The organism is Cellulomonas persica (assembly GCF_007989825.1).
GTDB classification, from domain to species: Bacteria; Actinomycetota; Actinomycetes; order Actinomycetales; family Cellulomonadaceae; genus Cellulomonas; species Cellulomonas persica.
In genome coordinates this window covers 123629-135806 of the sequence record NZ_BJUA01000003.1, presented here as the reverse complement: position 1 = coordinate 135806, position 12178 = coordinate 123629, and the positions used below count along the sequence as shown (strand labels likewise).

The 12178-nt window shown below is 74.6% G+C and carries 8 protein-coding genes; 6 read left to right on the top strand and 2 right to left on the bottom strand.

What is annotated here, in order from left to right; all coding sequences use genetic code 11:
- Window positions 1–73: 73 nt before the first annotated feature.
- The 5 genes from CPE01_RS04135 to CPE01_RS04115 all read left to right on the top strand — a co-directional run bounded on the left by CPE01_RS04135 (window position 74) and on the right by CPE01_RS04115 (window position 5442).
- Window positions 74–1834 (top strand): HNH endonuclease signature motif containing protein, encoded by a 1761-nt coding sequence (locus CPE01_RS04135; protein WP_146805374.1) that lies wholly within the window; start codon window positions 74–76, stop codon window positions 1832–1834.
- Between the two features lie 210 nt (window positions 1835–2044).
- Window positions 2045–2590, top strand: coding sequence for a DUF1697 domain-containing protein (locus tag CPE01_RS04130; protein ID WP_146805373.1), 546 nt, complete (start codon window positions 2045–2047; stop codon window positions 2588–2590).
- Between the two features lie 119 nt (window positions 2591–2709).
- Window positions 2710–3678, top strand: a complete 969-nt coding sequence (locus CPE01_RS04125; RefSeq protein WP_146805372.1) for an ABC transporter ATP-binding protein — start codon at window positions 2710–2712, stop codon at window positions 3676–3678.
- Complete coding sequence (locus CPE01_RS04120; protein WP_146805371.1) at window positions 3675–4910, top strand: ABC transporter permease; 1236 nt, start codon at window positions 3675–3677, stop codon at window positions 4908–4910. Before CPE01_RS04125 ends, CPE01_RS04120 begins: the two co-directional genes overlap by 4 nt.
- 85 nt (window positions 4911–4995) lie before the next feature.
- Window positions 4996–5442, top strand: a complete 447-nt coding sequence (locus CPE01_RS04115; RefSeq protein WP_146805370.1) for an HIT family protein — start codon at window positions 4996–4998, stop codon at window positions 5440–5442.
- A 27-nt stretch (window positions 5443–5469) separates the two neighbouring features.
- On the opposite strand, the gene CPE01_RS04110 is transcribed toward CPE01_RS04115, so the two are convergent.
- Window positions 5470–5946: a hypothetical protein gene (locus CPE01_RS04110; protein ID WP_146805369.1), complete on the bottom strand. Its 477-nt coding sequence runs from the start codon at window positions 5944–5946 to the stop codon at window positions 5470–5472.
- A 170-nt stretch (window positions 5947–6116) separates the two neighbouring features.
- Here CPE01_RS04110 and CPE01_RS04105 point away from each other — a divergent pair, with 170 nt between their 5' ends.
- Window positions 6117–7838: a molybdopterin-dependent oxidoreductase gene (locus tag CPE01_RS04105; protein WP_146805368.1), complete on the top strand. Its 1722-nt coding sequence runs from the start codon at window positions 6117–6119 to the stop codon at window positions 7836–7838.
- Between the two features lie 23 nt (window positions 7839–7861).
- Here the strand turns inward: CPE01_RS04105 and CPE01_RS04100 are convergent, their stop codons facing one another.
- The gene (locus CPE01_RS04100; protein ID WP_146805367.1) at window positions 7862–12178 is read right to left on the bottom strand and encodes a bifunctional nitrate reductase/sulfite reductase flavoprotein subunit alpha; all 4317 of its coding nucleotides are present in this window, start codon (window positions 12176–12178) and stop codon (window positions 7862–7864) included.

Below are 12178 nucleotides of genomic sequence, written 5' to 3'. Positions count from 1 at the left end.
GCGCTCTCGGTCGCCCGACGCACATGCAGTCGGGTCTGGCGCACGCATGTCCGGTTCGCGTAGAATCGAACACGTGTTCGACGCCTCTGCTGCTCACTCCCCCGCCACTGTGCTGGCCGGAAGCGCGCTGCCGCGGCCGGTCGGTGCGGACGTGCTGGCCGCGTTGCAGGACGTCGCCGACGACCTGCGGGTTCTCGCGGTCGCGGCACGTGAGGCCGCGCGGTGGGACGGTGCGACGAGGGCGGCGTGCGTCCGCGTGCTCGACGGGCTGGAGGCGCTCGTCACCGCGGCGCGCGCACCGGTCCTGGTCGCGCAGCACGCGGCGGCTGCGGCGGTCGGGGCGGAGAGATCGTTCGTCGACACCCGCGCTCGCCTCACCGGGACGACGAGGTTCGGCGCGGCCCGGCAGGTCGGCTCGGCGCAGGCGATGACCGCGCTGCCCCAGGTCGCGCAGGCCGTGCTGGACCAGGCGATGCCCACCGGCCACGTCGACGTGCTCGGACGTGTCCTGGCCGAGGCGAGTCCCGAGGTCAGCGCCGCCCTCGCCTCCCCGGCGACGCAGGAGCACCTGATCGACCAGGCGCGCCAGACCGACCAGCGCCAGTTCGCGCGCACGGTGGCCGCGCTGGTCGCCGCGCACGACCCGGACGCGGTCGAGGATGCACGCGAGGCCTCGCGGCGTGCGCGCTTCCTGACCGTGACCCACGGGCACGACGCCACGTTCCTCAAGGGGCGCCTGGACCCGCTCGCCGGGCAGGTGCTCGCCCGGGCGCTCGAGGGCACCGGGCACCGCGCCGATCCTGAGCGCACGGGCGACCAGGCGCGGGCCGACGCACTGACCGCCCTTGCCCAGCACACGCTGAGCCAGGGCCGGCGCCTTATGCCCGACGGGGACGCCCGCCCCGCGGGTGCCGCCGCTGCGCCAGACGCGCGTGCCGGGGTGCATCCCGCGGACCGTGGGGGTGGACGGGACGGGTGTCCGGACGCGCCGCAACCTGACGGCGCGACCGCCGCACCGGCCGCGCAGGTGAACCTGCTCGTGCCCGCTGAGACGTGGCTCGAGGTGCGCCGCCATCAGCAGGCTCGCCGTGGTCGTCGCCCCAGCGGTGTCGGCGTAGCGGCGCCGACAGTGTCCGAGCAGCGTGCGGTCCCGGTGCCGGCCGAGGCAGCGCCGACCGCGACGCCCGCGGTGGCGCCCCCCGCCGTCAGCGACGACGGGGTCGTGCTGACGCGGACCGAGCTCGCGGCCGCGCTGTGCGACTGCGCCATGACGCGCGTGGTCATGAGCGAACAGGGTCTACCTCTGGACGTCGGCCGCAGTCGACGGATGTTCACGCCTGCGCAGCGCACGGCCGTGATCGCGCGCGACCGGAAATGCGCCTGGAACGGCTGCTCGACCACCGCGCGTCACAGTCAGCTGCACCACATCCGGTGGTGGCACCGCGACGCCGGGCGCTCGGACCTCGACAACGCCGTACTGCTCTGCTCGTTCCACCACCACGAGGTCCACCGCCTCGACCTCGACGTCCGCCGCCTGGGACCACCAGGGCCGGCGGATCCACCTGAAGGACGGTCGCGAGCGGACGCGCCTCGCGTGCAGCGACGAGGAGACGTGCTCGGTGAGCAGCCGGTGTCCGGCCGGCTGCTCACACCACTGCCCGGTCCACAGCTCTACGTCTTCGTGGACCGCGCAGGGCGTGAGGTCAACGGCGTGACCAGAGACAACGGCGCGACGAGAGACAACGGCGCGACAGCGCGGCGCGCCCCGGGTCCACCGGACGTGCCGAGCTCAGTGGCGCAGGTCGAGCCGGTGATGTTGGCTCGGGGTGCGTGATGGTGGCTGGGGTGCGCGATGGTGGCTCGGGCGCGTGATGGTGGCTCGGGGTGGGCGCCGACGATGAGGCTCCCGGAGGCGGCGCACGTCGCGGAGGACCGACGTGCGGCGCAGGTGCGCGGGCAGCACGGCGACAGGACCGCTGCGGCGTCGACCGCGTCGAAGGCGTGGTCGAGAGGCGCGGGAGAACCAGAGGCGAGAGGAGCGTCGGTGGCACGGGACGTGGTGGTGGGGTTGTTGCGGGCGGTGAACGTCGGCGGGCGCAAGCTCACGTCGGCGCAGCTGCGGGAGACCGCCGAGCGGCTCGGGTACACGGACGTGAAGACGTACGTGAACTCGGGAAACGTCGTGCTCGCGTCGTCGGTCAGCGCCGCGCAGGTCGCCGACGCGCTCAGCGCGGCGCTGACCGCCGAGGCGGGGTTCGCCGTCCCCGTGATCACCAGGACGGCGCGCGAGTGGCACGCGATCGTCGAGGCGCTGCCGTTCCCCGACGAGGCACGCGACGACCCGTCGCACCTCGTCGTCGTCACCTGGGACGGATCCGTGTCCGCGAGCGCTCAGTCGTTCGACCCCGCGCGCTACGGGCCGGAGCGGCTGCAGTGGCGCAGCCACGAGCTGTACGCCTACTACCCCGACGGCCAAGGTCGGTCGAAGCTCACGCTGCCGATCCTCGAGAAGGCCGCCGGCCGACGCGGGACCGCGCGCAACTGGAACACGGCGCTCGCGCTCGACGCCCTCGTCCGCGAGCGTGAGTGAGGAACAGCAAGGAGCCCGGCCTGCCACCCGGTGTGACCGGTGGGCGTCGTCGACGCGGATGGCGCGGCGCGCGGCGAATGGTCTGGCACCGGCAGGGATCGTCTGATGGGATCGAGCGCATGTCCGAGCTGACCATCGACTCCTTGTCCAAGGCGTACGGGCAGGTCCAGGCCCTGCGCGACATGTCGTTCGAGGTGCGCGCCGGCGAGATCTTCGGCTTCGTCGGGTCCAACGGCGCCGGCAAGTCCACGACGATGCGGATCGTCTTGGGCGTGCTCGCCGCCGACGCCGGCGAGGTGCGCTGGAACGGCACGCCGCTCGATCTGCACGTGCGGCGCCGGATCGGGTACATGCCCGAGGAACGCGGGCTGTACCCGCGCATGCGCGTCGGCGAGCAGCTCGTCTACCTCGCCCGGCTGCACGGCATGTCGAAGTCCGCGGCCGTCGAGGCCATGGAGCACTGGACGCGCGTGCTGGGGATCGAGGCGCGGCGCGGTGACGAGGTGCTCAAGCTCTCGCTCGGCAACCAGCAGCGCGTCCAGCTCGCAGCCGCGCTCGTGCACTCCCCCGACATCCTCGTGCTCGACGAGCCCTTCTCCGGGCTCGACCCGGTCGCGGTCGACGTGATGAGCCAGGTGCTGCGCGACCAAGCCGCCGCGGGCGTCCCCGTGATGTTCTCGTCGCACCAGCTCGAGCTCGTCGAGCGGCTGTGCGACCGCGTGGGGATCGTGCGCTCCGGCTCGATGGTCGCCATCGGTGGGATCGACGAGCTGCGCAGCACGCCCGAACGACGATGGGTCGTCGAAGGGCCGACGCCCGACGGCTGGCTGGCCCGCGTGCCCGCGGCGCGCCTCGTCTCGTCGGAGCCGGTCGCCGGCACGGGCACGGTGTACCGCAGCGTCGTCGAGGTCACCGACGCCGGTCTCGCCGAGGTCGACCAGGAGCTCCTCGGCGCGGCCGTCGCCGCCGGACCGGTGCGCGAGTTCGCCCGGGTGCGCCCGTCGCTCGTCGAGCTGTACCGCCACGTCGTCGCGAGCGACGACTCCTCCGCCACCACCGACCGCACCCCCGCCGAGGTGACCGCATGAGCACGCCCACGTCGACGCGACCCGCCCCCGCCGCGACCGGCGAGCTCAGCACGGGCGCCGCGATCCGTCTCGTCGCCGGCCGGGAGATCTCGACCCGGGTCCGGACGAAGGCCTTCCTCTGGACGACCGCGCTGTTCGTCGCCGCCGTCGTCCTCGGCGGGCTGCTGCTCGACCTCGTCGGCGGGAACGACGACGCCACGAAAGTCGGCTTCACGCCCGAGGCATCCGCTGCCGCGACCGCGTTCGAGGCCACCGCCACGGGCATGGGCGTCACGGTCGAGACGACCGACGTCGCCGATGCCGCGGCGGGCGAGCAGGCGCTGCGCGACGGCGACGTGGCGCTCGTCGTCACCTCGGTCGACCCGACGTTCGACGTCCAGGTCGAGACCGCCGTCGGCGAGACGATGCAGCCCGTGCTCACGGCGTTCGCCCAGCAGCTCGCGCTCGCGTCCGCCGTGACCGACCTCGGCGGCGACCCCGCCGACGTCTCCGAGCAGATCGCCTCGGCCGCGCCGCAGGTCGTCGCGCTCGAGCCCGAGCCGGAGCGCGACGGGGGCCAGATCGTCGGCGGCTTCATCGCCGGCATCCTGCTGTTCATCTCGCTCATGACCGCGGGGCAGCTCGTCGCCCAGGGCGTCGTCGAGGAGAAGTCGAGCCGGGTCGTCGAGCTCCTGCTGGCGTCCGTGCGGCCCGCTCAGCTCATGGCGGGCAAGGTGCTCGGCATCGGCGTCGTCGGGCTGCTGCAGGTCGTGCTCGTCGTCGGCGCGGGGGCGGGTACCGCGACGGCATTGGGACTGCTGGACTCGTCTTCGCTCGACCTGGGGTCGACCGCGGTCTGGGCGCTGATCTGGTTCGTCGTCGGGTTCGCGATGTACGCGCTGGTCCTCGGCGCGCTCGGGGCGCTCGTGTCCCGGCAGGAGGACGTCGGCTCGGTGATCGGCCCGGTCATGACGCTGATGATCGTCCCGTACGTCCTCGGCATCTCCGTCCTGCCGTGGGACCCGACGAACGAGCTGGCGACGTGGCTGTCGTTCGTGCCGTTCTGCTCACCGATGCTGATGCCGATCCGGATCGCGCTCGGCGCCGCCGAGACCTGGGAGGTCCTGCTCGCGCTCGGGCTGTCGCTCGCGCTCATCCCCGTGCTGGTCTGGCTCGCGGGCCGGATCTACTCCGGTGCGGTGCTGCACTCCGGTGGTCGCATGAAGGTGCGCGAGGCCCTGCGCCGCGGCTGACCGCGACCACGGCCCGACCACGACGCGCGCCTGGCGTCCGTCGCCGGGCCCGCGTCGTCGGGTCCGTGCGGACTAGTTTGGGCGCATGGCCACGCTCTTCACCAAGATCATCGACGGCGAGATCCCCGGACGGTTCGTGTGGGCCGACGACGTGTGCGTCGCGTTCGGGACCATCGCCCCGATCACCGACGGTCACGTCCTCGTCGTCCCGCGCGCCGAGGTCGCCGAGCTCACCGCGGCCCCCGACGACGTGATCGCGCACCTCGCGGTCGTCGCGCGCACGATCGGCGCGGCGGTCAAGGCCGAGTGGGACGCGCCGCGCGCGGCGCTGCTCGTCGCCGGCTTCGAGGTGCCACACCTGCACCTGCACGTGCTCCCGGCGTGGGACGAGGCCAGCCTGACGTTCGCCAACGCCCGCACCGACGTCCCCGCCGACGCCCTCGACGCAGCCGCGGAGCGTGTGCGCTCGGCGCTGCGCGCTGCCGGCCACGGCGACCGCGTCCCCCGCTCGCTGGCCTCGCCCGCGCTCTGAGCGCCTCGGTCCGAGCGGACCGCCGGGTCAGGCCGCGGGCGCGTCAGGGGTGTGCGCCATCGCAGCGGTGAGCGGCGTGCGCAGGGCGCGCGTGGGGCGCAGCGGTCGGACGAACGTGCGCAGCGCGGTCGTGAGCACCAGGACGGGCAGGACGACGATCAGCAGGCCGAACGGGACCGTCGCGAGGACGTCGCCGCGACTGGTCCCCGCCGAGAGCACCGTCCACGCCAGGACGGCACCGGCCGTGGCGAACGAGCTCCAGAGCCACGACACCTGACGAAGCAGCGCCGTCGGCAGCAGGTGCCCGACCAGGACGAGCACCAGCAGCGCGCCGACGCCGCGTGCGAGCACAGCCGCGCCCTCGGCGTCCCACGAGACCCGGGACGAGGTGAGCGCCGCGAACCACACCCCTGCGCTCACGCCGAGCGCCACGGCGTGCTTGCCGCCGTCGACCACGAGCGCACGCGTCGTCGGTCTGCCGGGGCGCTCGCGCTGGTCCCTCATGGCCCCAGCGTGGCAGTGACAGGCCGCGCTGTCTGCCCGTCGGCGACGCGACGACGGTCACAGCACCGGCCTGCCACCGAGCCGGCGCACCCGCTCCGACACGCGCGCACCCCAGATCCGCAGCACCGAGACCCCTGGTCCTCACGCGGTTCTGGTCGGAGCATGGGGTGATGACGACAGCCGCTCCGGAGGGAGCGACGCCCGCCCCCGGCGCGGCGCACCCGTCCACACCGCCCGCGCCACGCCCGTCCGACGGTCCGGCGCGCGCACCGGCATGGGCCGCGGCGCTCGCCGGGCTCGCCGCGGGCGTCGTCACGGTCGGGGTCGGGTCGCTGGTCGCGATCGTGGCCGGGGCGCCGACGGACCCGCTGGTCGCGGTCGGGGCGGCCTTCGTCGACGCGACGCCGGCGTGGCTCAAGGAGGTCGCCGCCTCGACGTTCGGCACGGCGGACAAGGCCGTCCTGATGATCGGCGAGGCCGTCGTCCTCGCGGCGCTGGCGGCGCTCGCCGGGGTGCTCGCCGCGCGGCGCTGGGCGTGGGGCGCCGCGGTGGTCGTCGTCCTCGGGCTCGTCGCGATGGCGGCGGCGCTCGGCCGGCCGGACGCGTCCTGGACGGCCATGATCCCGTCGTTCGCGGGCACCGTCGCCGGGCTGTGGACGCTCAAGGCGCTCGTCGACCGACTCCCTCGTGACGTGACCCGACCGCGACGACAGCGACGCGCCGACGACCCGACAGGGCGCGGGGAGGACACCGGGCCGACCGACGTGCCCGAAGGCCAGGGGCGGTCGGCGGACGACGGTCCGGCGACGGAGGTCACGCGCGGGACCGACCGCCGGCGGTTCCTGCAGGCCGCGGGCGTCGCGACCGCGCTCGGGCTGGTGGCGGTCGCGATGGGCCGGCTCGCCGGCGCGGCGGGGCGCGCGGTGACCGCCGTGCGGGACACGATCCGCCTGCCCGCCCCGCGGACCGCTGCGCCGGCGGTCCCGGCCGGGGTCGACGTCGGCGCGGACGGCGTGGGGCCGTGGGCGACGCCGCCCGACGACTTCTACCGGATCGACACCGCGCTCGTCGTGCCGCAGGTGGACCCGACGACGTGGACGCTGCGCGTGCACGGGCTCGTCGAGCAGGAGGTCGAGCTCACGTGGGACGAGCTGCTCGCGTCCGACCTGGTCGAGGCGTGGGTGACGTTGTGCTGCGTGTCGAACCCGGTGGGCGGCGACCTCGTCGGGAACCAGAGGTGGCTCGGGCTGCCGGTGCGCGAGGTGCTGGCCCGCGCCCGGCCGCTCGGCGACGCGGACATGGTGCTGTCGCGCAGCGCCGACGGCTGGACGGCGTCGACCCCGCTCGCGGCGCTGACCGATGACCGGGACGCGCTCCTGGCGGTCGGGATGGACGGTGCGCCGTTACCCGTCGCCCACGGGTTCCCCGTGCGGCTCGTCGTGCCGGGGCTGTACGGGTACGTGTCCGCGACCAAGTGGGTCACCGAGCTCGAGGTCACGCGGTTCGCGGACGCGACGGCGTACTGGACGGATCGCGGGTGGTCGCCGCACGGCCCGGTCAAGACGCAGTCGCGGATCGACGTGCCCGGTGACGGCGCGCAGCTCGATGCGGGCGAGGTCGTCGTCGCCGGGACGGCGTGGGCGCAGCACCGCGGGATCACGCGCGTCCAGGTGCAGGTCGACCGCGGGCCGTGGCAGGACGCGACGCTCGCCGACTCGGGCGGGATCGACTCGTGGCGGCAGTGGCGCTGGACGTGGACGGCCACCGAGCCGGGCCGGCACGAGCTGCGGGTGCGCGCGTTCGACCCCGACGGACCGCAGACGGGTGCGGCCGCGGGTGTGCTGCCCGACGGCGCGACGGGGTACGACTACGTCCAGGTCCAGGTGGGTTGAGCGCGGGGCCCCCTCGCCCGTGCTCAGTACACGTCGCGCACGTAGCGGCGGGTCGTCGTGAGGTCCTTGACGTAGGCGTCGGCCGCGTCGGGCGACAGGCCGCCGTGCGTCGCGACGATCTCGCGCAGCGCCGTGTCGACGTCCTTCGCCATGCGGGAGGCGTCCCCGCACACGAAGAACGACGCGCCGTCCTGCAGCCACGCCCACAGCCGCGCGCCGTGCTCGCGCATCCGGTCCTGCACGTACACCTTCGACCGCTGGTCGCGCGAGAACGCGGTGTCGAGCCGGTCGAGCGTGCCGTCGGAGATCATGCGGGACAGCTCGTCGCGGTAGTAGAAGTCCGTGGCCCGGTGCTGCTCGCCGAAGAACAGCCAGTTGCGTCCAGTGTGCCCGGCGGCGGCGCGGTCCGCGAGGAACCCGACGAACGGCGCGACACCCGTGCCGGGGCCGACCATGATGGCGGGGACGTCCGCCGCGGGCGGGTGGAAGTGCGCGTTCGGCTGGACGTGGACGGGGACGAGCGTGTCGAGCGGCGCGTCGGCCAGGAAGGTCGAGCAGAGTCCGCCGCGCGCCGCGCCCGACGGCGACGTGTAGCGCACGACGGACATCGTGAGCGCCACCCGGTCAGGGCTGACGCGTGCGCTCGACGAGATCGAGTACTGCCGCGGCGCGATGCGGCGCAGGACGGCGACGAGGTCGGCCGCGGGGACGTCCGGGGCGAGCTCGGCGACGACGTCGACGGCCTGCCGGCACCAGGTCCAGCGCGCCAGGTCGCTCCCGTTGCCGGGCCGCAGGACGCGACGCAGCTCGGCGTCCCCGGACCGCTCGGCGACCAGCGTGAGCAGGTCGTGCGACACGCGCGTGATGTCGAGCTCGGTGGTCAGCGCGTCGCGCAGGCGCATGCCCTGGCCCTCGACGTCGACCTGCTGCTCCGGGTCCCATCCGGTGACCGCGAGCCACTCGTCGACCAGGGCGTCCGAGTTCGTCGGCCGGACCGACAGCGCGTCACCCGCGCGGTAGGTGACGGCGCGCGGGCTGTCGGCGACGTCGAGGACGATCTGCCGGACCTCCTTGGCAGAGCCGGGCAGGGACAGCAGGCGGTTCTCGACGAGCCGCGCGGTGCCCGGGCGCTGACGTGTCGCGCGCGCGGGGCCCTCGGGCGCCGCGGCGACGTCGACCGGGCCCGCGGCGGTGCGCGGCCCTGCGGGTGCGCCCTGCCCCTCAGGCGCGGCGTGCGTCGGCTCCGGCGCACCGTCGGGCGCGAGGGTCCGGACGACCGCGTCGATCCAGGCCTGCGCACGGTCGTCGTCCCCGGGCTCGACGTCGACGCGGTCGACGAGCCGCGACGCGCCGAGCTCCTCGAGGCGGTGGTCGAGCCGGCGGCCGTGACCGCAGAACCGGTCGTAGCTCGAGTCACCGAGCGCGAGCACGGCGAAACGCGACCCGTCGAGCCGACGCGCGTCGGCCGCGGCGACCGACTCCCAGAACGCCGTGCCGTTGTCGGGTGCGTCCCCGTCCCCGAACGTGCTGGTCACGAGCAGGAGATCGGCGCCCGTCGGAAGGTCCGAGGGCAGGCAGTCGTCCATCGCGACGCAGCGCGGGTCGAGACCCAGCGCGCCCAGGCGCTGCGCCACCGTCCCCGCGAGCTCCTCGGCCGTGCCGGTCTGGGACGCCCACAGCACCACGACCTGCCGCACGCGCCGGGCCGTGCCCCGGCCGTCGGCCCCGTCGCCCGCCCTGCCCGCGCGCGGGTCGGGCGTGCGCGAGAAGAGTCCCGCGAGCAGCCCGTCGACCCACAGCGCCTGGTCCGGGTCGAGGGGCGCGGTCGGCGGCAGCACGGGAGTGCCCGGCGCTCCCCCGCCCAGCCCGGCGAGGAAGCCCGCGAGGTAGCGGCGCTCGTCGTCGCCGAGGCTCGGCGGGGTGAGGCCGTCGAGACCCAGCGCGGCCCCCAGCGCGCGGATCGCCAGCGCGCCGGGGGTCAGCCCGCCGCGCGTGCGGGCGTCGTCGTCGGGGTCGAGCGCCGAGGTCACCACCCCGGACGACGAACCTGCGCCGTCGTGCGCGGCATCGTCGAGCACTGCACCGTCGAGCGCCCCGCCGACGCCCGCCGGCTGCTCCGCGCCCGCCGCGCCGGGCGGTGTCGCCACCGGCGTGACGGCGACCGCGCACACCTTGAGCTCGGGCTGGAACGAGACGGGGTCCACGGCGTCGCTGGTCACGGCGTTCACGGCGAGGTACTCCCCGAACAGGTCGTTCCAGTGGAAGGGCGCGAACAGCGCGCCGGGGCGCACGCGGTCCGTCACGACCGCGGGCAGCACCGCCCGGCCGCGTCGCGACGCGATCTCCAGGTGCGTGCCGTCGCGCACGCCCAGCGCGGCGGCGTCGGACGGGTGGATCTCGACGAAGGGTCCCGGCGCGAGCCTGGTGAGCTTGGCGACCTTGCCGGTCTTGGTCAGCGTGTGCCACTGGTGCTGCACGCGACCGGTGTTGAGCACGAACGGGTAGTCGTCGTCGGGCAGCTCGGCGGCGGGCAGGTGGGGCCGCGCGTGGAACTGGGCACGGCCCGTCGGGGTCGGGAAGTGCAGGCGCGGGCGCGTGCCGTCGGGACGCTCGAGCAGCGGCTGGCTCACGCCGTCGTTGAGGTAGCGGATCGGGTTGCGGCGTGGCGATCCGGGGGCGGCCGGCCACTGCACGGACCCCTCGCGCAGACGTTCGTACGTCACCCCGCGCAGGTCGTAGCCGGTGCGCGGGTTCGCGAACGCGCACAGCTCGTCGAACACCTCCTGCGACGACGCGTAGTCGAACCCGTCGTAGCCCATCGCGGTCGCGACGCGCGCGATGAGCTGCCAGTCGGGCAGGGCGTCCCCCGGCGGGCGCAGCGCACCGCGCGCGAGCGTGAGGTTGCGCTCGGAGTTGATCATCACCCCGTCGGACTCCGACCACAGCGCGCCCGGCAGCACGACGTCCGCGTACGCGTTGGTCTCGGTCTCCGCGAACGCGTCCTGCGTCACGACGAGCTCGGCGCGTTCGAGCCCTTCGATGACCGTGCGTCGGTTCCCGACCGAGGCGACCGGGTTGGTGCACACGATCCAGCACGCCTTGATCTCACCCGCGGCCATGCGCTCGAACATGTCGACCGTGCCGCGGCCGGTGAAGTCGGCGCGCAACGTCCCGGGCGCCAGACCCCAGACCCCCTCGACGAACGCGCGGTCGTCGGCGTCGAGAATCGACCGCTGCCCCGGCAGGCCCGGTCCCATGTAGCCCATCTCGCGCCCGCCCATGGCGTTGGGCTGCCCGGTGAGCGAGAACGGGCCGGACCCGGTGCGGCAGATCGCCCCCGTCGCGAGGTGCAGGTTGACCAGGGCGTTCGTGTTCCAGGTCCCGTGCGTGGACTGGTTGAGACCCATGGTCCAGCACGAGACCCAGTTCGCGGCGCCCGCGATGAGCGCGGCTGCGGCCCGCAGGTCCGCCTCCGGCACGCCCGTCAGGCGCGCCACCTCGTCGGCCGGGTAGTCCTCGAGCATCGCCTCGACGGCGTCCCAGCCGTCGGTGTGCTCGCTCACGAACTCCTCGTCGAGGCCGCCCGCCTCGACGACGAGCCGCAGCAGCCCGTTCAGCAGCGCGATGTCCGTACCCGGCCGGACCTGCAGGAACAGGTCCGCCTTGTCGGCGGTCGCGGTGCGACGAGGGTCGACGACGACGAGCTTCGCGCCCGCCTTGACGCGGTCCAGCAGGCGCAGGAACAGGATCGGGTGGCAGTCGGCCATGTTCGCGCCGATGACGAGGAACACGTCGGCGTGGTCGAGGTCGTCGTACGACCCGGGCGGCCCGTCCGCTCCGAGCGAGAGCTTGTAGCCCGTGCCCGCGCTGGCCATGCACAGGCGCGAGTTCGACTCGATCTGGTGCGTGCGCACGTAGCCCTTGGCGAGCTTGTTCGCGAGGTACTGCGCCTCGAGGCTCATCTGCCCGGACACGTAGAACGCGAGCGCGTCCGGTCCGTGCGTCTCGACGACCTCGCGCAGGCGGCGGGCGACGAGGTCGATCGCCTCGTCGAGATCCGTCGCCTCGGGCTCCGCGCCGCGCTCGGGACGCACGAGCGCACGCGTGGCGCGCCCGCCCGCGGCGAGCATGTCGGCACTCGTCGCGCCCTTGGTGCACAGCCGGCCGGCGTTCGCGGGGTGGGACCGGTCGCCCCGCGCCGAGCGCGCGACGCGGTTCCCCTCGTCGTCGCGCGCGACGTCGAGGACGATGCCGCAGCCGACGCCGCAGTAGGAGCACACCGTCGCGACCTGCTCGAGCGACGGCGTGCTCCCCTGCGGAGCAGTGGTGGTGGTCGTCAA